This window comes from Maricaulis maris, assembly GCF_003634045.1.
Classification (GTDB): domain Bacteria; phylum Pseudomonadota; class Alphaproteobacteria; order Caulobacterales; family Maricaulaceae; genus Maricaulis; species Maricaulis maris.
In genome coordinates this window covers 316177-338137 of record NZ_RBIM01000004.1, presented here as the reverse complement: position 1 = coordinate 338137, position 21961 = coordinate 316177, and the positions used below count along the sequence as shown (strand labels likewise).

Here is a 21961-nt window from a genome sequence, read left to right as displayed (position 1 = left end):
AAGCGGACCTGTCATTAACCAAGCAATATCGGGACCAGACACCAACCACGGCAATGCAGGACAATTTCGACCCGACCAGCAAAATCTGCCGGGCAAAATCTGCCACTCGGCAGGAATTGCCTTGTGAAACGAAATGGGCATGATCAACGCATGAACGCGCAAAAAACCATTCTGATCGTCGATGACGATGAAGACCTTCGCGAAGCTCTTGTCGAGCAGTTCGCCCTGCACGAGGAGTTTCGGACCCTGTCAGCGGAAACCGCCGGCGGCGGCATGACGATTGCCCGCAATGAACGCGCCGACCTTATCCTGCTTGATGTCGAGCTGCCGGACATGGACGGCCGCGAGACCTGCCGGCTGATGCGCAAGAACGGGATCACGGCGCCGATCGTGATGCTGACCGGTCAGGATACCGACGCCGATCAGATCCTCGGCCTGGAGTCGGGCGCCAATGACTATGTTACCAAGCCGTTCAAATTCTCGGTCCTGCTGGCCCGGGTGCGGGCGCATCTGCGCAGTCATGAACAAAGCGAAGACGCGGTCTTCCAGGTCGGACCTTATGAATTCCGACCGGCCATGAAACTCTTGCTGACCTCGGACGAGAAGAAGATCCGCCTCACCGAGAAAGAGACCAATATTCTCAAATACCTCTATCGTGCCGGCGGCAAGCCGGTACCGCGCGACGAGCTGCTGCACGAGGTCTGGGGCTATAATCCGGCGGTCACCACACACACACTCGAGACCCATATTTACCGGCTGCGCCAGAAAATCGAGCCGGACCCTGCCCATGCGCGGTTGCTGGTCACCGAAAGTGGTGGCTATCGCTTGCAGAATTGAGGCGTGAGATCAATCGCCGAGCGTAAGCACCACCGGCGCGTGGTCGCTCGGCTTCTCGCGGCTGCGTTCGTCTTCCCAGACGCGGAAAGCCTCTCGCCCGCCCGCGAGGGCGCGGTCGCGCGCCGCTGGTGACGCCCAGATGTGGTCCAGCCGCCGACCGCGATTGGCAGCACGCCAGTCCTTCGCCCGATAGCTCCACCAAGTGTAGACCTTCTCGTCCATGGGGATGAGTTCGCGGGCTATGTCGGAAAACTGACCGGCCTGGCGGATGCGTTCCAGTGCTTCGGTTTCGACGGGCGTGTGGGAGACCACTTTGAGCAATTGCTTGTGTGACCAGACATCGTGCTCATAGGGCGCGATGTTGAAATCACCGACGAGGATCATCGGCGTGTTCTCGGACGCCCGCGCCGCGAAATAGTGTTCGATCCGGTCGAGGAATTCCAGCTTGTGGGCGAAACGCGGATTGATGGCCGGGTCGGGCTCGTCGCCGCCGGCGGGAATGTAGAAATTGTGTAACTCCAGACCTTCGACGCCGACGCGTTGATGGCGTGCCTCGCTGCGCGGGCAAAGATCGGCATCGCCAAGATCTTCAAGCGGATATTTCGACGCGATCGCCACGCCGTGCATGCCCTTCTGGCCACGCACATGGAAGTGTTTGAACCCCATTTCGCGGAAGGCCTCTTCCGGGAATTGTTCGGCCAGGCATTTGATTTCCTGAAGGCAAAGCACATCCGGGTCGGCCTCGCGAACCCAGTCGGCGACAAGCGGGACGGCGCGCAGGCGCACGGAATTGATGTTCCAGCTGGCAATAGTGAGCGGCATGACGGGCTTTCGGCTGAAGGATTGGCTGTCAGAGAATATTATAGGTCGAGCCGGCCAGGCCGACCGGCCAGCGGCCGCGCGCAAACAAACGCCAGCGGGCGAGGAAAGGGTGTGGCGGATCATCGGCTTCGGCCTCGGCGAGAATCACAAGGGCGGCGCCATTGGCGGCTTGGGCGAGGGCGCCGGCGGCTGCGTTGACCAGGGCCATGTCCTCGACATCATCCATTGCAGCCGCGTCCTCGACAATGTCGCGGGCGCTATCACCGGTTTTCTGGGCGACCATGGAGAGGGCCGCATGCACGGCCTCTTCGTCGAGACGTTCCAGAACCCGCGAGACCAGGCCCGTTCGCAGCATCTCCTCGGCCTCCCAGCTCACCGGGTCACGATCAAGGGTTTCTGCGGCGCCGGCGGCTTCATCCCAATCGGCCAGTGATGCCGGTTCGGCGTCAGGAAAGCCCAAGCCGTCGAGATAGGCGCGCGCCAGGAAGAGCTCTCGCTCATCCAGCGGTTCGCCGAGCCGGACGAACCAGGAATTGGAGTTCAGGCTCTCGGCGAAGGCCTTGGCCTTGTAGAGAAGCGGAATTTCTTCGAGCAAGCGCGGAATGTCCGCGTCATCGGGATCATCTTGGAACTGCATGACGCGTATTTAACCCTCAATCCGTCGGCGCAACAGGGGTGTAGGTGCGAGACAGCGATCTTTGGCGGACAGGAGGCGGAGCCGGAATGAATTGCGCCCGGTCTCGAGGGGGAGGAGACCGGGCGCAAAGCCATGCGCTTGTCTGTTCGAGCGCAGCGCCGGGAGGGGATCAATCCGGCGCGACTGAGATGAGGATCCGCAAGCGGGGGGACGACGCCGATCCATTGCCTCTCAGTCAGCGTAACAATAACGCCACAGCGATCAGACTTTTACAAATAAAAAATGAGAAAGAAATTGCGTGTGTCCAAAAAGCCTCAACCTTTTAGCGGCCACGCCTCGAATCGCGCCGGTCATCCGGCTCCGGAATCACGAACAGGCGCGGGTTCAGGCGGATGCCTGGCTGAATATCGGTGAGGCTCACGCGCGTGACCTCGTTCAGGGCATCGGTGACAAACCATTCCCGCAATTCGTAATTCGGCTCGGCGAAGACAAACATCACCTGGCCTTCCATCTCACCGCTTGAATCCCGCACAGTGAGATAGAGAAAACCGTACTCGCGCTCGATCGACACCACATCGGCATCGGTTGAAATGTCGATTTCCGGCTTCAGCAGCCACCAGAGCGGGGTTGAACGGAGCGGGATCCGGTCGACGGTTTCCAAGGCCTGGTCCTCGACGGCGACGGTAGTTCCGTCGGCGATGATCCGCAGCGGGCTCGGGTCGTCATAGTCCAGCCGCAGCCGGCCCGGCCGTGACAGTGCCAGGTCTCCCTCCGCGAATGACCCGTCCGGGGCAATCTGGATGAAGCGCGACTGCAAGGTCTCGATCGAGTTGAGATAGGTATTGATCCCGGCCAGCACCTGGTCGCGATCGACGGTAGCGGTATCCGTCAATTCGCTCTCGACCGGTTGAGCGGCAGCGGAGTCTGTCGGTGCCGACGACGGGTCTGTCGTCTGCAGCAAGGCGAGGGAGGCAAGCAAGATGATCATGTCGCCAAGCTGGCCCGGGATTGCGGCGTGAGCAAGGCCTGGATGTTCATGCCCCGCTCACGCCGCCGCCGAATTCGCTCAGTCGTCAATTCGTCTCGTCGGGATAGGTCAGCGCGTAGGCGGACAGCTGCGAGCTGGCCCAGTGCGGCGCTAAGATGAAGCGACCGTCAGCCGTGCCGCCGATGGAGTTGAGCATGACCTCCTCGCCTGCAAACTCGTCCAGCACGGTGATCCCGCCCGCTTCGGACCAGTGCAGCAGCCGGCCCCGCAAGTCGCTGAGCACCAGGCCACCGCGGCCATCCGTGACCACCCCGTCCAGCGAGCCTTCGCCGCTCACAAGGAGCGTGTGTTCGAGCGTGTCCGGCTGAATGCGGATGAGATTGCCGACGCCGCTCGAGCAGACGACATAGATCCAGCCATCGACGAACTCGACGCCATTGGCGCCGGTAAAGGGGTCACCGGAAAAAAGCTGCCGCCAGCGGCCGTCAACCAGCTCATAAAGCGCGCCGCCGCGGGTATCGGTCACCCAGATGCGGCCGTCCGGATCAATTGCGACGTCGTTGAGAAAAATACCGTCCCGCTCCAGCGTCCAGCGATCGAGCTCCGCGCCGGTTTCCTGGTCAAGCCTGATGACGTGCTGTCCGGCGTCGACCATGTAGAGGTGGCCGTCCTGCGAGACGATGCCGAGCGGGTCATCAAATCCGTCCGCCCAGCGCGCTTGCCATTCGCCGCTCACAAGATTGAGCCGGGATATGTAACCAAGTCCCGGCGGGTCAGTCTCCTCGCCTTCACCGGACTGGTTGCCGATATAGGCCCAGTCACTGCCGAGCGGCACGTGAACCGCCTCCGGGCGGTCAACGGAGTGGCTACGCCAGAGCGCTGTGGCCTCTGGCGCGGATTGAGCCAACGCCGATTGACCCGCAAGGGCGAGACCGGCAGCCAGCCAGAGTGATTTCATGATGAGTCCCGGCACTGTGATCGCCCCCCCGGCGCCGCATTCATGCAAGCTGTGGCGCGGCAGGCCAGTCACGATGGAGTGAGCAGGCTCGTGGCCTTCGTGGCGTGGCCTATCCGCCATCCCCCTCGGGCAGATAGATCTCGCGGCGGCCGGCATGATCGGCAGGCCCGATCATGCCTTCTTCCTCCAGCCGCTCGATCAGGGTGGCGGCGCGATTATAACCGATCTGGAGGCGACGCTGGATATAGGAGGTCGAGGCCTTGCGGTCACGGGCGACAAGGGCGACAGCCTGGTCGAACAGCGCATCACCACTGCCCTCGCCGTCATCCATGCCGGGAAGTCCGCCTTCATCGTCATCGCCGCCGGCGGTGACAGCTTCCAGGTATTCCGGCGCGCCCTGTCGTTTCAGGAAGGCCGCGACGTCCTCGACTTCCTTGTCCGACACAAAGGGGCCGTGCAGGCGCCGCACGCGACCGCCCGAGGCCATGTAGAGCAGGTCGCCCATGCCCAGAAGCTGTTCAGCACCCTGCTCGCCGAGAATGGTCCGGCTGTCGATCTTCGAGGTCACGGAATAGGAAATGCGGGTCGGGAAATTGGCCTTGATCGTGCCGGTGATGACATCAACCGACGGGCGCTGGGTGGCGGTCACGAGGTGGATGCCGGCGGCGCGGGCCATTTGCGCCAGACGCTGCACCGCGCCCTCGATCTCCTTGCCGGCGACCATCATCAGATCGGCCATCTCGTCAATCACGACGACGATGTAGGGCATTTTCTCGGCGGCGATTTCCTCGGTCTCGAAGACCGGTTCGCCGCTTTCCTTGTCATAGCCGGTTTGCACCGTGCGCGAGAGTGGCTCGCCGGTCTCCAGGGATTCTGCGACCTTCTCGTTGAAGCCGGCGACATTGCGCACGCCGACTTTCGACATGCGCAGATAGCGACTTTCCATTTCCCGAACCGCCCATTTCAGTGCGACCACAGCCTTCTTGGGGTCGGTCACGACCGGGCTGAGCAAGTGGGGAATGCCGTCATAGACCGAAAGTTCGAGCATTTTCGGGTCGATCATGATCATCCGGCAGTCTTCCGGCGGCAGCCGGTAGAGCAGGGACAGGATCATGGCGTTGATGCCGACCGACTTGCCCGAGCCGGTGGTGCCCGCGATCAGCAGGTGGGGCATGCGGGCGAGGTCGGCCACAAAGGGCTCCCCGCCAATGGTCTCGCCAAGCGCGAAGGGCAGTTCGGCCTTGGCGTCCTCGAAGGCCTTCGAGTTGAACAGGGCCCGCAGGAAGACGGTCTCGCGCTTGGGATTGGGCAGTTCGATGCCGATGGCATTGCGTCCCGGTACCACGGCGACGCGGGCGGCCATTGTGCTCATCGAGCGGGCAATATCGTCGGCGAGATTGATCACGCGCGAAGACTTCACACCCGGCGCGGGTTCGAATTCATAGAGGGTGACGACCGGGCCGGGCCGCACCTGGACGATCTCGCCCTTGACCCCGAAATCAGACAGAACCCCTTGCAGCAGCTCGGCATTCTGGCGCAGCGCCATTTCATCAATGGCGTCGTTGCGGACCGCCGGCTTGGACAGAAGGTCGAGGCGGGGGAGTTTGAACCCGGCACTGCGGACGAAAGGCAGGACGCCCTGGGCCTCGCGGACATCGCGATCGGAGGCCTTGGATTTGCGCGAGGGTGCGACCTTGACCGATGGATTGTAGTTCGGCGCATCGTTACTGCCTCCAGCGGCAGGCGCCATGGCCGGGTCATTGTCGGCGGCGCGCATGGCCCGTTTCAGGACGGGTTCATTGCGGGTGATGGTGGGGTCATCGTCGGCGTCGTCCCGGTGATCATCGTCGGCATGGCCCCAATCGCCGATGCGACCACGCAGCTGATCGATCCAGACCCGCACGGTCGCCCAGGCCAGGCCGCCGGCATCGACCGCCGCGCTGAGGTCGCGGGCGCGCAGGCCGAAGGTGAAGAATATGCCGGCGATCGACAGCAGCAGCGCGAAACCGGCGGCAATCGCTGTCGGGGCGGGCAGGTCGAGGCGGGCCGGCAGTGAGGCGAGCGCGCCCAGCGCCGCGTCGCCGATCACGCCGCCAAGACCCGGTGCCAGCGGCCAGGCTTGCGGGACCGGCAGCGATGCAACCGCGGCAGCAAATCCGGTGGTGCCGAGCGCGGCAAAGATCCAGCGGAAAAAAGCAACCGACCGTCCGCGTGCCTCCGGGCTGCGCCAGACCAGGATCCCGCCCCAGATGACCAGGGCGATGGCCGGTCCGCCGGCGGCCCAACCGAGTGCTTGCAGGAGGGCGTCGCTGATTGCGGCGCCTGGGCGGCCCATCAAATTCCCGATCTCGCCGTCCGAGGCCACGTTCCAGCTCGGATCGAGCACATTGTGGGTCAACAGCGACAGCATGAGAAAGACGCCGGCAATCAGCATCACGCTGCCGAAGACAAGATCGGCCAGGCGCAGTCGCCAGCGCGGCGCCGGTTTGGGCGCGGCTTTGGGCTCACGGGCTTTGCGGGTCGAGGGTTTGCGGCTCATACTGACTTCCTAACGCTGCAAGTCTTCCCGGGCGGTAAACAAAGGTTAACGGCACTGCGACGCTCTGGCCGCTTTTCTCGCCTGTCAAAGCGCCTATTCTGCGGCCATGGACAAGACAGCATTTTTTGATGGCGATATCGTGATCACCGGCGGTGGTCTGGCGGGAATGACGTTGGCCCTGGCGATGGATCAGGCGGGCCTGCATGTCGCGCTCGTCGATGCATTGGAGATCGATGATCAGCTGGCGCCGACCTTCGACGGGCGCGCCTCGGCGCTGGCCTATACATCCTGGCGCATGTTTGAGGCGCTGGGCGTGGCCGAGCATCTCAAACCCTTCACGCAGCGCATCGAGCATATCCTGGTCTGCGACGGTCGCCCCTATGGTGGCGACAAACCCGGTGGCCCGGGGCCGCACAGCCTGCATTTCGACCGTCGCGAAATTTCTGAAGGTGATGATGGCGAGCCGCTGGGCTGGATGGCTGAGAACCGTCATGCCCGTTTTGCCCTGATCCAGGCGATCAAGGCTCGACCTGACATCACGGTGATCGCCCCGGCCCGCGCCGAGCGTTATGAGACGCGCGGCGACGGGGTGGACCTGTATCTCGACGATGGCCGCATCCTGTCTGGCCAGCTCCTTGTCGCCTGCGACGGCAAGTTTTCACGCCTGCGTCGCCAGGCTGCGGTCCGGACAGCCGGATGGCAGTACGGCCAGAAAGGCCTGGTCGCCACGGTGCGGCATGCTGAGCCACACAATGGTGTTGCCTATGAATACTTCCTGCCATCAGGGCCGTTCGCCATCCTGCCACTTCCTGACAATCGCGCCTCGCTTGTCTGGACCGAGCCGGATGCGATTGCCGATGCCCTGAAAGACGCACCGGACGCGGTCTTCCAGGAAGAGCTGGAAAATCGTTTCGGGGATTTTCTCGGCGATGTGCGGGTTGAAGGTTCGCGTTTCGCCTACCCGTTGGGGCTGCGCTATGCCGAGCGTTTCTGCGATGAGCGGATCGCTTTCGTCGGCGATGCGGCGCGCGGCATCCACCCGCTGGCGGGCCAGGGCTTCAACCTTGGCATTCGTGATGCGGCGGCGCTGGCCGAAGTGGCCGGCGAGGCCAAACGCGTCGGACTTGATATCGGCGCCTTGATCACGCTGCGTCGCTATGAAGATTGGCGCAAATTCGACAGCGCCACGCTGGCCGCCGGGACCGACCTGTTCAATCGCCTGTTCTCCAACGATATCGAGCCGGTCCGGCAATTGCGCGGTCTCGGCCTGTCACTGGTCAACAAGATCGGCCCCGCCCGCCGCTTCTTCATGCGTCAGGCCGGTGGCGAGACCGGCGATCCGCCGCGTCTCTTGCGGGGAAAACGCCTCGATGCGGCCTGAACGGGCGTCCAGTCAGAACGGGTTGAGTGTGTAGCCGTCCTGTTGCAGCAGGGCGTGTGCCGTCATCGCTGACAGGGCCATTTCAACACCGGAAAGCAGATCGTCGCGACCGACATCCTGATAGGCCGCGCTCTGGCCGCAGACGATGAGGCGGACACCGTGCGCCTGCAGGGTCGCGATGAGGTCGGCATTGGCGCCGGCAGCGTCGATTGTGACATCGTGCACGGCGCCGCCATGGATCACGACCGCCAGCCGAAGGTTCTCGGCCGCGACACCGTTGGCAACATGCATGTTGAGGAAGCGCGCGGCGCTGGTCAGCGTGCGATTGAGGCCATCGGCCTCGGACCGGGCGGCGCTGTCGAAGGTGACCTGGAAGATGGCGCCTTCGGGCAGGGGTGTCGTCATGTTCACGGTGGCGATCTGGCCATAATCCGGGATCAGCGTACCGGGACCGAAATCATCGGGACCGGCGAAGGCGGGCGCGCTGACGGCCAGGCAGACGGCCGCGATCGGGGCGTATCGGGCGAGACGAAGGAACATGATGACGGACTCCGGAGTGGCTTGATCCAAGCCTAACCGCGCCTGGCGGTCTTGTCCTGCCCGGTGGTCGCCCGTCAGCCGTTGCCGGGCACACCGCGAATGGCATCGACAGCGCGGACGGTGCGCAGGGCATTGGCGGCAAGGGACGGGTGGGCCGGGCCGCCATTGAGATGCGTGATCATCGCCTCGACGTGCGGCAATTGCACCGGATCGGGATTGTCGACCAGCTGGGAGAGGGTTTCGTCCTCCGTCTGGAGGATGACGGGCTCGTCTTCAAACACGGAAAAGCGGATCTCGCCGTGGGAGCCGAGAATCCGGACCTGGTCCTCTCGACCCGCCGCGGCGAAATTCCAGACGCCGGTGCCGGTGGCGCCATTTGCGTGCTGCCAGTTGGCGGAAAAAGCGCTGGGGGCCTTGTAGAGTTGATGTTGGTGCAGGGCTTGTCCGTGCACATTACTCAAGGGGCCGATGAGGTGATCGAACAGGTCGAGGCCGTGACAGGCGAGATCGTCGAAATAGCCGCCGGGTGCGACATCGGGATCAGTGCGCCAATTGTCTGCACCGGACAGGTCGGCGGCATTCGGAGCGCGTGTCAGCGACCAGTGAACATGGCGGACGGCGCCGATCCGGCCCGTCTCGATCCAGCCGGCAACCTGGCGGAAGCGCGGCAGGCTGCGGCGATAGAAGGCGACAAACAGCGGCAGGCCGCGGCTGGAAAACGCGTCGGCGATGGCCTCGGCCTCTTCCAGCGAGTTGGCCAGCGGTTTTTCGATGCAGCACGGCTTGCCCGCGGCGGCGACCTGTCGGGCGATGTCGGGATGTGCGGCGGGCGGGGTGGCGATGTAGACCGCATCAACCGCGTCATTGGCAAGCAGCGCGTCGAGGTCGTCATGCCAGTGATCGACACCGTGGCGGCGGGCATAGTCGGCGGCCTTGTCGGCGCGGCGAGAATACACGGCGACCAGTTCGCTGCCGGCTGCGATCCGGTAGGCCGGACCACTCTTGCGTTCGGTGACATCGCCGCAGCCGACCATGCCCCAGCGCCAGTTCTTGTGGGTCATGTCCGATCCTCCTGCCCCAAGGCGGATGCCCTAATTCATTGTCTTGTCGCATTTTCGAACCGCGACCCCGGTTCCCACGTTCGCTGAAAACGCTTTAGCGGGTCGCTTCGCCGAGCGCGTAGAGATAGTCCCAGGTGAAAATTCCGCTGTCATGACCATCATCAAAGGTGAGCCGGACAGCATAACGACCGACCGGCTCGGCCTTGGTGATACCGACATCCTGTTTGCCGGTGATCAGTTTCTTCTGGCCCGGGCCGTGCCCCTGGACCTCGGCGCTGGGGCTTTCCACGCGCAGGGTTTCATAGGGAATGGAGAAGGCGTTGCCATCGTCAAAGCGCGCATGCAGTGTCTTGTCAGTACTGGAAAAATCCAGCTTTTCGGGCCAGGGACGGGACATGCTCAATCCTCGATCTGACGGGCTTCTTCCGGCAACATGATCGGAATGCCGTCGCGCACCGGATAGGCCAGGCCGGCCCCCTTGGAGATCAGTTCGTGCGCATCGCGATCATAATGCAGGGTTTCGCGCGTGACCGGGCAAACCAGGATTTCCAGGAGTTTTGGATCGACGTCTCGGGTTTCGGTATCGCTCACGATTCAGCTCCTCAGGAAAACAGGATGGCAGAGAGGCGGCGACGCCCGTCGCGGGCCACGTCCGAAGCCGGGCCGGCGGCATCGAAGACTTTCAGCAACAAGGTGCGCGCTGCCTGGTCATTCCATTCACGATCAAGCGCGGTGATGGCGATCAGCTGGTCGACGGCCCCCTTGTGGTCGCCGGCAGCCACCAAGGCTTCGGCGAGGTCAAAACGGGCCTGAAGATTGCTGGCGTCCGCGGCGACGGCCTGTCGGAGTGCTGCGGTTTCCGCGTCGTCAACCGGTGCGCCGGTCGCCAGTTCAAGGGCGGCGCGAACGCCATCAATGGCTGGGTCATCGGCCCGGTTCTCTGGCACCTGGGCCAGGATCTGGGCGGCTTTTTCGGTGTCACCGGCTTTCAGCCAGACCCGGCACAGTCCGGCAATGGCACCGGGGTGTCCGTCATCGGCCTGCAGAACGGCGGCGAAATCCTGCGAAGCGCCGTTGAGATCACCGGCCTCGATTGCAGCAAGCCCGCGTTCCACAAGGGCGCGCAGATCGGCTTCGCTGGGACCCTTTCCGGAAATCCGCGCAATGAAGTCCTTGATCTGGCTTTCCGGCAGCGCGCCGGTGAAACCATCGACCGGCTGGCCGTTTTTGAATGCGAACACGGCCGGGATCGATTGTACCCGCAATTGCTGGGCGATGCCGGGGTTTTCGTCGATATTGATCTTGACCAGACGGACCGCGCCGCCGGCGTCGAGAACGCATTTCTCGATCATCGGACCAAGCTGGCGGCAGGGGCCGCACCAGGGCGCCCAGAAATCGACCAGGACCGGGACTTCGCGTGACGGCTCGATCACATCCTGCATGAAGGTCTGGTCGGAGCTTTCGCGAACCAGATCGTCTGTCGGAGTGTCCTGTCCGTTGGCGCCGCTGATCAGGGTCATGCCAGTTTCCTTGTCGTTTCCGGATATGTCATTTGTGAGTGTCTAAGTGGCCCCTGGCGCGGTTCGATGCAAGCGGTCACTGCGCCGCATCGGCTGCTGCAGCAAGCGCGCCGAGGTCAAGAATGAGCGGCTCGTGGCCCGTGTCGCAGGCAAAACGCACAAGGTCATCGGCGGAAACGGCGGTGGTAGCGTTATTGTCCAGCGGGTGAAAATTGACGATCTCGTGCGCCAGGAGCGCTGTATCGAGGACAAAGCGGACCTTGCCGCGGGTATCATTCATCAAGGCAAAGGCGGTCACCGAACCGGGTCGCACGCCCAGGGCTTCATGCAGCAAATCCGGACTGCCGAAGGACAGCCGACCGCAGCCGATTGCGCTGTGCAGGCGATTGATCCGGATCCGGGTATTCGCCTGCGCTGAGACCAGCACCAGTTGGCCCTTCTTGTCTGTCAGGAAGAGATTCTTGCTGTGACCGCCGGGCATGTCGTCTTTCATGCCCTCGCCCTCAGCGACGGTGAAGATCGGCGCGTGGTCATGGGTCGTGTGGGCGATGCCCAGCGCATCGAGGCGCGCAAACAGATCGGTCCGGCTGGCTGTCATGCCCCTGTTGAAGCCCGGCTGCAGCGCATGTGCAAGAGGACGGAAACAGACGCTTGCAATCTTCCAAGCTTTGCGCGATATACCCCGCTCCCCGGCGCGGCCTAGCCTCGCCAATCGTGAGCGGGCGTAGCTCAGGGGTAGAGCGTCACCTTGCCAAGGTGAATGTCGTGAGTTCGAATCTCATCGCCCGCTCCATTCTCTCCCCGTAATCAATCCGGCAGGCGTCGATACAGGTATCGTCATGTCGCGCGCGTTGCGACTTGTCGATCAGGACAGGCGGAGTTCGCGCAGGCGGACATACATTGCGTGCCGGGCATCTGTGGCCGGCAGCGGTTTGCCGCGGTTGAACAGGAGATGGGGCAGGCCGATCCGCAGCGCGGCCGGGGCCTGGATCAACGGGCGGGTTGGTTTTTGCGGGCGGATCGTCATGTCGGCCTCCTCGTCGCTGAGGGACCATGGTCGCGCCTGAGCAGGGCAAACACAGGGCATCGACAAGGCCATTTTCCGGCCATTGCGTTCATCGCACGATCAGGAAGCGCGGGCCTGGCGGTATCGGCAGGCGGGGCGGATCAGCGCCCGGCGCGGAAGGCCGGGCGCTGGACCATCAGTCTGCGAGAGAGCGCAGCAGGTCGATCACGCGGCGACGGACTGTCTGGTCCTTGATGCCGGCGAAAGCCGAGGCCAAGGCCAGGCCGTCCGGGCTGGCGATGAAATCATAAAGCGTGTCGGGGTCGCCGCCCTTGAGTTCGGATGAACCGTCTTCTTCGAGGCCTTCAAAGAAGTAAGCCACGGGAACTTCCATGACTTTGGCGACATGAAACAGTCGGCTGGCGCCGATCCGGTTGGTGCCGCGCTCATACTTCTGGACCTGTTGGAAAGTCACACCGAGCTTTTCGCCCAGCTCCGATTGGCTCATTTCCAGAAGGCTGCGCCGCAGGCGCAGCCTGGCCCCGACATGTTGATCAATACTGGTTGGGCCTCGTGCACTCATTGCGTCCTCACGTCTGTGGTTTGATGACTTCCACGTCGCTAAACTCGCTCGGATGACAGAACTCTTCGCGGAACCAAGGATGGAGTCTACGGTTGAACAGTTCGGCAATCCAGTCAGCAACGCACTTTATTCTGGTTATTCCAAGGCTGCCGGGCGAATTCTTGAGCCAGAACCGGACGTCTTGATGGAAGTCGTAGTCAAGAACAACCAGTTCGTCCGGGTACAAGGACGCCAGGTAGGTCGGTGCCATCGCGATACCACCGCCATGACGTATGGTTTCAAATAGCACCGAACTAATGTCCGCAGTGAAGGAATATCTTACAACCTCATCAGTTGCCGTGGCTTTTCGCTGCCACAGGTGGAGCGAAGGGTCATATTGTTCGAGCCGCAAAAAGCGCAGTGTCAGGACATCTTCCAGCGAGCGCGGCGCGCCATAGGTTGCGATAAACTCGCGCGAGGCCATCGGCATATAGTGCACACTGCCAAGGGCGCGCGCTTCGGTATCCATCGATTTGTCCGGTGTGAAGGTCAGGCTGAGTGCGGCCGCCGTGTCGCTGGCCGGGGCCGAGCGGTCATTGATCAGCTTGAGGACAATTTCTGGGTTAACCCGTTGGAATTCCGGGATGTGTCGCGCCAGCCAATAGGTCGCGAGCCCGTCCGGCACGCGCAATGACACCTGGCCGGCCAGGCTGCGGTCCATGCCGGCAAGTTCGGTTTCCAGGCGTTGGGCCGAGCGCTGCATGGTGACGGCATAGTCGAGCGCAGCCGAGCCGGCCCGGGTCAGGACAACGCCGTCGGCGCGTCGTTCGATCAGCTGTGCAGACAGGCGACTTTCCAACTGACGCATGCGTTTGGAAACGGTGGATTGCTGGCAGCCGAGCACGGTCGCGGCCGCGCTCATCGAGCCAGTCGTGGCAACGGCGTGGAAGATCTGCAGGTCGTCCCAGTCGAAGACATTACGGCGAAGGTCGTTGTCCAAGTCCCGACTACCCCCCATTCCAACTTTGCTGAAGAAGAGCTAGCCCGGCGGTGTTAACGAAGAATTAACGACTTGGCGGAGTGTGCGTAATGGTGGGTGATGAGCTGCAGTTCAGCTCGACAGAGACAGGCTTCGAGTTTCCACTCGACCGCCTCGACCAGGCCTTTGGTTCCTTGGACTTCAAGCCGGTGCAGCTGTCAGAAATCGATGAATTTCACGCCCTCGCCGACGAGTTGATCGATGGTGAGATTGCGAGTGCGGAAGATATTGGACGGGTGCAGGAATGGACCCGGAGATCCTTGCACATGCGCCGTTGGAATGGGCGACCTGACGGTTTCGTTGCGTCAATCCCGCTTAGCGATTCCGGCGTTGCGGCGCTCCTGAGGGGCGAATTTGGTTTTGCCAATGCCCGTCGCGAGTGGGTCTGCGACACCACCGAGAAGGCCTCCGCCCTCCTGTCTTGGGGGCTGGCAGGCCGAACCCCGCACGCGCAAGCCGCCGCGCTGCGCGCGCTCTTGGTTGGTTGGCGTGGCTTCTACGCTGATGTCCGGGTCTATGCGCGGGCCCGCACCACGGAAGGTAAGGCTTTGATGCGACGCCTCAATTTTGAAATCTGTGCCTATCCGGATGGCGCAAGCCCGCTCTATGGCAGCACCGGCTTTCCGCAAAAGCTGGGCGACATGTTGTTGAAGCGCACCGTCCTTGGCGAATGGGAGTCCCGCTCGTGAAAAATGCGATACCCGATAGTCTCAAAGTGACCATCGCACGCACGCTCGACCAGGTCGTGATGGCGATGACGCTGCGCGGCGTTATCTATCTGGGCGAACAATTTGCTCCCTATGCCGAGGAATATGACGGAAACGACTTCGTGGGCGCCTCCCACCTGATCGCCTGGCGTGGCGCTGAACCCGTCGGCGTGCTGCGACTGCGCTTCTTCGCCGACTTCGCCAAGGTCGAGCGGGCGGCCGTGCTGCGTCAGTACCGTCGTTTCGGTGTCATGCGGGTCCTGATGCAGGAGGCGCAACGCTATTCGGCCCGGCGTGGCTACCGGAAAATGCTGGGACACGCCCAGCTCAACCGCGTCAAATACTGGCGCACGCATGGTTTTCGGGTCCGGGCAGATCGGCCGGAATTCGGTTTCTCCGACTATAAATATGTCGAGATCGAACGTGACCTGGTGCCGCCTGCCAATGCGATCACGATGAATGCCGATCCGATGGTGGTGATCCGGCCGGATGGCGAATGGGATCGGCCCGGCCCGTTTGACCTTTCGCTGGCGCGCATGCAAGAGGATGAGGGTGTCCGCAAGCCTGAGGAGGCCGCATGAGCTTCTCTGATCCCTGCCTGATCCTGCTGGATTGCCAGCGCGACCAGGTGACCGGCGCCAACGGCAAGATTGATCCGGACAACCGCCTGGTGCTGGACCGCATCCGCGACCTTCTGCGCCATGCCCGCCAGTCAGGATGGCGCGTTTGCCACTGCCAATTCCAGGGTGACGGGCCGGCTTCCGGCCGGGCGCCGGTTGATGGACTTCGCCCGACGGCCCAGGAAGCGGTGTTTCAGCGCCGTGGTCTGTCGGCGTTTTCGGATCCCTATTTCCACCAGGTCCTGGCGCGCAGTGCCGGATCGACGGCCTTGCTGGTCGGTTTCTCGGCGCCCTTCTCGATCCTGGCGACCGTGTTCGACGACGCCAACCGCGACAAGGCGATCACGGTGGTGCCGGATGCAGTCGGCGCCCTGGCGGTCGAGCCGCGGGATGTCGCGGAAACCCGGGCCATGGCGTTTGACCTCGTCGGGCGCATGGCGCCACTGATGGATTGGGGCAGCCTGACCCGTGACTGGCCGGTCGAGGCGCCGACGGTCTGATCCCGCGATGACGCCCAGCCGGTCGATCACAACTGGGTGATAATGCCGCACTCTGTGCGAATTCACGTGAAATCCACCCGCTCCGGGCTTTAAATCCGGGGCGGGCTTTCTACATGGAAGTCGTAGCGGCAATCCGGTCGGCGCGGTGTCCCCCCATAACCGCCCGTCCGGCTCCGCTTCGTGAAGATCAGACCTCAATGTGCGTCCCCCCAGCCTGCCTATGAGGTCTGCCAGGCGCCGCCGGGTTCCCCTGTCCCTACCCGGCGGCGCCGTTATCGCTACCTTTTCCAGCCCTGAGAAAAAGAATGGCACGTTTGCGTTTTCAACGGCGTAGGCGGGTTGCGCGCATCTCAAACAGGACTAGGGTCGGTGCATAAACATAACAGTCCAGGGAGCGCCACCATGGGGGCGGTCGTCGGAGTCGCGCACGCTTACAGCCGCGCAGATTTCATGGAGGCGGCGCGACAGCGTTGGCTCGAGGTTTTCGGCACCGAATGCGGTGAACCGGGAAACTCATTCTTCTCACAAATCTATGATGACGCGCTCGCCGAAGACCTCGAACGGGTCGGTCCGTGTGACCTGGCGGCGCTCAGCGTTGATTTCTGGCAGCACGGGCACACCCGGCCGGGCGAGGATATTCTCGTGCGGATGCGGACTGTGACCCGAGCTGATGGCGCTGATCTGCCGCGTGACGTGCTCGAGATCATCGGTCGGGACCGACCCTTCATTGTTGATTCGGTGATGGGCGAGATCGGGGCGCAAGGCCACGACATCATTGCCATGTTCCACCCGATCGTGCAGGTCCGTCGCGACAATGACGGGTCACGGGTTGAGGAAGGCGGGCGGTGTCTCGCCGAGTCGATGATCCAGGTCCACCTCCCGCCGCTCGACGAATTGTCGCGCCGGACTCTCATCGAAGGTGTCACCGCGACACTGGACGATGTCCGCGTCGCGGTCGAAGACTGGACCGATATGCGGGCCCAGATGGATGAGGCGATCGCGCATTTGTCGGCCGCCCGCACCCACGCCGCGCCGGACGAGCTGGTTGAGGCGATGGAATTCCTGCGCTGGCTGCGCGATGACCATTTCGCCTTCCTGGGCTGCCGTGTCTATGACTTCGAAGTCGATGATGGCGGCTCGATGGCCCAGCGCCATCCGCGCGTCCGCCCGGAGACTGGTCGCGGCGTGTTGCGCGATCCCGATCGTCATGTCCTTCGCAAAGGGTCCGAGCCAGCAGTCCTGACACCGGCGATCGAGACTTTCCTACGTGAACCGAGCCCGATCATTGTCGCCAAGGCCAATATGAAGTCGCGCGTGCATCGCCGCGTCTACATGGATTATATCGGCGTCAAACGGTATCGCGAGGACGGTGCGGTGATTGGCGAGGCGCGCTTTGTCGGGCTGTTCACGGCAGAAGCCTATGACCAGTCGGCCAGTGCCGTACCCCTGATCCGGCGCAAGGTGCGTCGTGTTCTCGAGCGGGCCGGCAAGACGCCGGGCACTCATTCGGCCAAGAAGCTGCGCAATACGGTCGAAAACTTCCCGCGCGACGAACTCTTCCAGATGGATGAGAATGACCTGCTGGAAATTTCCCTCGGCATTCTGCACCTGCACGACCGGCCCCGGACCAAGCTTTTTATCCGACGCGACCAGTTCGACCGCTTCGTTTCGGCCCTGCTTTTCGTGCCGCGTGACCGCTATAACTCGAAAGTCCGTGAACAGGCCGGTGAGCTGATCCGCGAGGCCTTTGGAGGTCGGCTGTCAGCTTTCTATCCGCAATTCGGTGACAGCTCGCTGGCGCGCGTCCACTACATCATCGGTCTCAATCCGTTCGATCACCCCGAACCCGAGACCGGCGAGCTGGAACGCAAGGTGGCCCGCCTGGCGCGGACCTGGGAAGACGATCTGGAAACCCACGTCCGGCGCTATGCCCCGGAGCCGATCCGCTTGCGCATGGGCGCCTATCACGATGCCTTCAAGGCCGGATATCGCGAGCTTTACGACCCCGAGGAGGCGCTCGCGGATGTCATGAAGCTGGAATCACTGGCGGGCTCGGACCGGGTTGCCGTGCGCGTCTATCGCGAGGCGGATGACAGCGACACCGACCTGCGTTTGAAGATTTACCGCATCGGCAGGCCGGTCTCCCTGTCGCGGGTCATGCCCGTGCTGGAAAATCTCGGCCTGTATGTCGTCCAGGAGACCGGATTCCCGGTCGATCGCCGCGGCGCCAATGGCGAACCCTTCGACCGCGCCCATATCCATGATTTCGAGATGAAGTCGGAGGCGCTCAAGGGGCGTGATCTCAAGGATCTGGCCCCAAGCCTTGAAGATGCCCTGCTCGCGATCGCTGATGGTACGGCCGAGGATGACGGGTTCAACCGTCTCATTGTCGAGATCGGCGTGACCTGGCGCGAAGCGGCCTTCCTGCGCACCTGCGCCCGATACCGTCAACAGACCGGGCTCGATCCGTCGCAGGCAATCCAGGAGGAGGCGCTGGCGGCCTATCCGGACATTGCCCGCGGTCTGCTGGAGCTGGCCCGGGTCAAATTTGATCCCGACTTCACGCAGGACCAGAAAACCCGGTCGGATGCTGTCTGGGAAGTGTCGGACAAGCTGCGCAAACAGCTCGATGATGTCGCCAGTCTCGACCATGACCGCGCCCTGCGCCGGATCTTCCATCTCGTGGAAGCGACGCTGCGGACGAATTTCTACCAGACCGACGCTGATGGCCGGCCCAAGCCGCGTATCGCCATCAAGATTGCCAGCGAGTTGCTGGAAGAATTGCCGCTGCCGAAACCTTATCGCGAGATCTTTGTCTGGTCGCCGGCGGTTGAAGGCGTGCATCTCCGCTTCGGACCGGTCGCTCGCGGCGGGCTGCGCTGGTCGGATCGACGCGATGATTTCCGGACTGAAGTTCTGGGCCTGGTGAAGGCGCAACAGGTCAAGAATGCGGTCATCGTGCCGGTCGGCTCGAAGGGCGGTTTCTATCCCAAGGCCCTGCCACGCAACGGGTCCCGCGAAGAGGTCTTCGAGGCCGGGCGGGAAGCCTACAAAACCTTCATCCGTGGTCTCCTCGACCTCACCGATAACATTGTCGATGACGCTGTTGTCCATCCGGCGGCGACCGAGTGCTGGGATGATGATGATCCCTATCTCGTCGTGGCGGCCGACAAGGGCACGGCGACCTTCTCCGACACGGCCAACGGGCTGGCCACCGACGAGTTCGATTTCTGGCTCGGCGACGCTTTCGCTTCGGGCGGCTCGGCCGGTTATGACCACAAGAAAATGGGCATTACCGCACGCGGTGCCTGGGAATCGGTCAAGCGCCATTTCCGGGAAATGGGCAAGGATATCCAGACCGAACCCTTCACCGTGATCGGCGTCGGCGACATGTCCGGCGACGTGTTCGGCAATGGCATGCTGTTGTCGAAACAGATCCGGCTCATTGCCGCTTTCGACCATCGCGACATTTTCATTGATCCGGATCCGGGCGACCCGGAGGCGATGTGGAATGAGCGCAAACGCCTGTTCGACCTGCCGCGAACCTCCTGGCAGGACTACGACAAGTCCCTGATTTCAAAAGGGGGTGGCATTTTCGCCCGGTCAGCGAAATCGATCCCGTTGAGTGCCGAGATCAAGGCGCTCACCGGCCTGGCCAAGGACAGTGCAAGCCCGGTTGAGCTGATCAATGCCTTGCTGAAAGCTGACGTTGAACTGCTCTGGTTCGGCGGCATTGGCACCTATGCCAAGGCAACCTCGGAACAACATTGGGAAGTCGGTGACAAGACCAATGACGGATTGCGGGTCAATGCCGATGAAGTTCGCGCCAAGGTGATCGGTGAGGGGGCCAATCTTGGCTTCACCCAGGCGGCGCGGATTGAATATGGCCGGCATGGCGGACGGGCCAATGCCGACTTCATCGACAATTCGGCCGGCGTCGACAGCTCTGACCATGAGGTCAATATCAAGATCCTGTTGCGGCCGATGGTGCGCAATGGCGACATGACCCGTGAGGCGCGCGACAGCCTGCTCGGTTCGATGACGGATGATGTCGCCAAACACGTGCTGCGTCACAATTACGACCAGTCGCTGGCTCTGTCCCTGGCCGAGCATACGGCCGCCGCCGATCTTGATGCGCACGAGCGCTTCATGGCCCGGCTCGAGGAGTTGGGCCAGCTGGATCGTGATGTCGAGGGCCTGCCCTCGGTCGAACAGATGCGCAGCCTCAAGGCGCGCGACCAGGGCCTGACCCGGCCGGAACTCGCGGTCCTGAACTCCTACGCCAAGATCACCCTGTTTGATCAGCTGGTGGCGTCGGATGTGCCGGACGACCCGCATTTCACCTCGATGCTGGTCAATTACTTCCCGAAAGGCCTGCATGAATTCGGCGATGCCATGGACGGGCACCGGCTGAAGCGGGAAATCATTTCCACGGTGCTTGCCAACGAGATGATCAATCTGGGTGGGCCGACCTTCATTCACCGGGCCATCGACTCGACGACGGCGGCGGTTCCCGCGATTGCCCGCGCCTTCGAGGCGGGTCGCCAGATCTTCGGCTTTGCGGAAATTACTGCGGCTATCAATGCGCTCGACAACAAGGCACCGGCAAGCGTCCAGGTCCAGCTGCATGAGGAAATCATCCGCCTGCTGCGACGTCAGACCTACTGGCTTGTGCGGCGTGGCCGGAACCAGAAATCGTCCAAGCCGGATATGATTACCGACGTTATCGAGGCCTATCAGCCCGGCGTGCAGAAACTGCGCTCGGTCGTGCACGAGATCATCTCGACCCATGAGCGTCGTGGCGTGAAGGCGCGTCAGAAGCGCTTCATCGAGGGCGGCGCACCGGAAGATATCGCGCTGGCGGTTGCGGAACTGCGTCCTCTGACCTCATCGACCGATGTTATCGACATGGCGATGGAATCAGATTGGCCATTAGCATCAACGGCTTACATCTATCACGCGGTCGGCGCCCGTTTCAAGTTCGACCGTTTGCGCGGGCTTGGCCAGGACGTCTCGTCGGAACTGCATTGGGATCGACTGGCCGTGCGTCGCCTGATGGAAGATTTCTACGCCAGCCAGCAGGCCTTCACCGGTTCGGCCATGCGTTTCGCGGCCCAGGCCGGTGGCTCGCTGGCGGCCGGCGTCGAGGATCCTTCGCGAGATTGGGCCGATGCGCTGGTGGAAGCCTGGAACACGATCAACGAGGAAGAGGCTGGCCGCGTCGACTCGGTGCAGCGTCAACTCGACGAGTCCGGAGCCTGGACCCTGTCGAAACTGGCCATTGCCTCGACCCAGCTGGGCGAGATGGCGTCTGTCGTTCAGCCCTGATCGGCGAACGCCTCATCCAGCCAGGAAACAAGTTGGGCGCGCGCTCTTTGAGCCGCGCCCGCATTGTATTCGATCCGCGGGTCGGGGGGTGGATTGGGTTCGTCGAAGGCGTGTGTCAACCCGTCCCAAACCTCGAAATCGACCGCAATCCCGGCCGCGTCTGACCGGTCGAACAGGCGCTCACAATCGCGATGTGGCGCGATCATGTCGCGTTCCGCCAGGATGGCGCGCAGCGGAATATGGTCCGGGAAGGCACGGCCATCCGCGCGAACAGGAAAGCCGCAATAGGGATACATCGTCACGGCAAGTCGGACCCCGTCCAGGGGCGCGTCGGGTTGCGGTGCAATGGCTGGCGACGCCCGCCCTTCGGCGGCAAAATCGAGCGCCTCCAGTACCGTCCAGCCACCATGGCTCCATCCGACCAGTGCCAGCCGGTCCGCGTCAATGGCGGGATTGTCGTGCGCCATGGCGATCACCGCCGGGATGTCGGCGGCACGTTCCTGGCCCCACAGGCGCAGGGCGGTACAGACCTGGCTCATGGCGCCGAAACGGTCGATCCCGCGCGGTGATAGCGAGTCGACGATGATGACGCCATAACCCGCCGCCAGAACGTCCTCTGCATAAGCTAGCTGGACCTGACGCAATCCGCCGCAGCCATGCAGCATGATCACGGTTGGCACCGGACCTGTTGTCGCCAGCGGAAGCCGTGTCTCTACATGATCGTGCAGCAACTCGACCTGTGCGTCGAGCGAGCGGGTTGGCGTGGTCACGCCACTCGCATTGCCGGTCGCCGAAGCGGCAAGGGCAGTCAGGGTCAGAGCGGCGATTGCAGCGCCGCCCCGAAGCAGGAGTTTCATCGTCATGTCGGGACGATGCAGCACGGCGACCAGGTTCGGCAATGTTTCGTTGATTCACA

The 21961-nt window shown here is 62.8% G+C and carries 21 protein-coding genes and 1 tRNA gene; 7 read left to right on the top strand and 15 right to left on the bottom strand.

The genetic code is table 11. From position 1 onward, the window contains the following. Positions 1 to 150 precede the first annotated feature (150 nt). Positions 151 to 837 carry a response regulator transcription factor gene (locus tag C7435_RS10180; RefSeq protein WP_075190168.1) on the top strand — a complete coding sequence of 229 codons (687 nt, stop codon included), beginning with the start codon at positions 151 to 153 and terminating at the stop codon, positions 835 to 837. A gap of 9 nt (positions 838 to 846) precedes the next feature. Here the strand turns inward: C7435_RS10180 and xth are convergent, their stop codons facing one another. The 5 genes from xth to C7435_RS10155 form a co-directional block, all read right to left on the bottom strand. Then, a complete protein-coding gene (gene xth / locus C7435_RS10175; RefSeq protein ID WP_121211278.1) occupies positions 847 to 1659 on the bottom strand; it encodes an exodeoxyribonuclease III in 813 nt (270 codons plus the stop codon). Between the two features lie 28 nt (positions 1660 to 1687). After that, complete coding sequence (locus tag C7435_RS10170) at positions 1688 to 2296, bottom strand: hypothetical protein (RefSeq protein WP_121211276.1); 609 nt, start codon at positions 2294 to 2296, stop codon at positions 1688 to 1690. A 322-nt stretch (positions 2297 to 2618) separates the two neighbouring features. Further along, entirely contained in the window at positions 2619 to 3284 is a 666-nt protein-coding gene (locus C7435_RS10165) for a LolA family protein (protein ID WP_121211275.1), read from the bottom strand. 85 nt (positions 3285 to 3369) lie between these two features. After that, positions 3370 to 4242, bottom strand: coding sequence for an SMP-30/gluconolactonase/LRE family protein (locus C7435_RS10160; RefSeq protein WP_121211273.1), 873 nt, complete (start codon positions 4240 to 4242; stop codon positions 3370 to 3372). Positions 4243 to 4351: 109 nt separating this feature from the next. Continuing rightward, on the bottom strand, positions 4352 to 6781 hold the full coding sequence (locus C7435_RS10155; RefSeq protein ID WP_121211272.1) for a DNA translocase FtsK: 2430 nt from the start codon (positions 6779 to 6781) through the stop codon (positions 4352 to 4354). A gap of 106 nt (positions 6782 to 6887) precedes the next feature. Between C7435_RS10155 and C7435_RS10150 the strand changes: the two genes are divergently transcribed. Then, positions 6888 to 8162 carry a UbiH/UbiF/VisC/COQ6 family ubiquinone biosynthesis hydroxylase gene (locus C7435_RS10150; RefSeq protein ID WP_121211270.1) on the top strand — a complete coding sequence of 425 codons (1275 nt, stop codon included), beginning with the start codon at positions 6888 to 6890 and terminating at the stop codon, positions 8160 to 8162. Between the two features lie 12 nt (positions 8163 to 8174). Here the strand turns inward: C7435_RS10150 and C7435_RS10145 are convergent, their stop codons facing one another. From C7435_RS10145 to C7435_RS10120, 6 genes are all read right to left on the bottom strand, one after another. Further along, the gene (locus tag C7435_RS10145; RefSeq protein ID WP_075190161.1) at positions 8175 to 8702 is read right to left on the bottom strand and encodes a DsrE family protein; all 528 of its coding nucleotides are present in this window, start codon (positions 8700 to 8702) and stop codon (positions 8175 to 8177) included. Positions 8703 to 8776: 74 nt separating this feature from the next. Next, a complete protein-coding gene (locus tag C7435_RS10140; RefSeq protein ID WP_121211268.1) occupies positions 8777 to 9763 on the bottom strand; it encodes a Gfo/Idh/MocA family protein in 987 nt (328 codons plus the stop codon). Positions 9764 to 9857: 94 nt separating this feature from the next. Continuing rightward, complete coding sequence (locus C7435_RS10135; protein ID WP_121211266.1) at positions 9858 to 10160, bottom strand: gamma-butyrobetaine hydroxylase family protein; 303 nt, start codon at positions 10158 to 10160, stop codon at positions 9858 to 9860. A gap of 2 nt (positions 10161 to 10162) precedes the next feature. Further along, positions 10163 to 10354, bottom strand: a complete 192-nt coding sequence (locus C7435_RS10130) for a Trm112 family protein (RefSeq protein WP_075190158.1) — start codon at positions 10352 to 10354, stop codon at positions 10163 to 10165. A gap of 11 nt (positions 10355 to 10365) precedes the next feature. After that, positions 10366 to 11283: a thioredoxin gene (trxA, locus tag C7435_RS10125; protein WP_121211265.1), complete on the bottom strand. Its 918-nt coding sequence runs from the start codon at positions 11281 to 11283 to the stop codon at positions 10366 to 10368. 76 nt (positions 11284 to 11359) lie between these two features. Further along, the gene (locus tag C7435_RS10120) at positions 11360 to 11881 is read right to left on the bottom strand and encodes a prolyl-tRNA synthetase associated domain-containing protein (protein WP_121211263.1); all 522 of its coding nucleotides are present in this window, start codon (positions 11879 to 11881) and stop codon (positions 11360 to 11362) included. Between the two features lie 120 nt (positions 11882 to 12001). Here C7435_RS10120 and C7435_RS10115 point away from each other — a divergent pair. Beyond that, positions 12002 to 12076: transfer RNA gene (locus C7435_RS10115), tRNA-Gly, on the top strand. A gap of 72 nt (positions 12077 to 12148) precedes the next feature. On the opposite strand, the gene C7435_RS17155 is transcribed toward C7435_RS10115, so the two are convergent. From C7435_RS17155 to C7435_RS10105, 3 genes are all read right to left on the bottom strand, one after another. Next, complete coding sequence (locus tag C7435_RS17155; RefSeq protein WP_170150427.1) at positions 12149 to 12310, bottom strand: hypothetical protein; 162 nt, start codon at positions 12308 to 12310, stop codon at positions 12149 to 12151. A 175-nt stretch (positions 12311 to 12485) separates the two neighbouring features. Continuing rightward, positions 12486 to 12872, bottom strand: coding sequence for a helix-turn-helix domain-containing protein (locus tag C7435_RS10110; RefSeq protein ID WP_075190156.1), 387 nt, complete (start codon positions 12870 to 12872; stop codon positions 12486 to 12488). Positions 12873 to 12879: 7 nt separating this feature from the next. Beyond that, positions 12880 to 13851, bottom strand: coding sequence for a LysR family transcriptional regulator (locus C7435_RS10105; protein WP_170150426.1), 972 nt, complete (start codon positions 13849 to 13851; stop codon positions 12880 to 12882). A gap of 89 nt (positions 13852 to 13940) precedes the next feature. Here C7435_RS10105 and C7435_RS10100 point away from each other — a divergent pair, with 89 nt between their 5' ends. From C7435_RS10100 to C7435_RS10085, 4 genes are all read left to right on the top strand, one after another. Then, complete coding sequence (locus tag C7435_RS10100; protein WP_075190154.1) at positions 13941 to 14579, top strand: hypothetical protein; 639 nt, start codon at positions 13941 to 13943, stop codon at positions 14577 to 14579. Continuing rightward, positions 14576 to 15178 carry a GNAT family N-acetyltransferase gene (locus C7435_RS10095; protein WP_158025598.1) on the top strand — a complete coding sequence of 201 codons (603 nt, stop codon included), beginning with the start codon at positions 14576 to 14578 and terminating at the stop codon, positions 15176 to 15178. Before C7435_RS10100 ends, C7435_RS10095 begins: the two co-directional genes overlap by 4 nt. Then, positions 15175 to 15717, top strand: coding sequence for a cysteine hydrolase family protein (locus C7435_RS10090; protein WP_121211260.1), 543 nt, complete (start codon positions 15175 to 15177; stop codon positions 15715 to 15717). The genes C7435_RS10095 and C7435_RS10090 overlap by 4 nt, the downstream gene beginning before the upstream one ends. Positions 15718 to 16119: 402 nt before the next feature. Then, positions 16120 to 21045, top strand: a complete 4926-nt coding sequence (locus C7435_RS10085; RefSeq protein WP_121211258.1) for an NAD-glutamate dehydrogenase — start codon at positions 16120 to 16122, stop codon at positions 21043 to 21045. Here the strand turns inward: C7435_RS10085 and C7435_RS10080 are convergent. Then, positions 21036 to 21944, bottom strand: a complete 909-nt coding sequence (locus tag C7435_RS10080; protein WP_121211256.1) for a dienelactone hydrolase family protein — start codon at positions 21942 to 21944, stop codon at positions 21036 to 21038. The two genes, C7435_RS10085 and C7435_RS10080, sit on opposite strands and share 10 nt — an antisense overlap. Between the last annotated feature and the right edge of the window lie 17 nt (positions 21945 to 21961).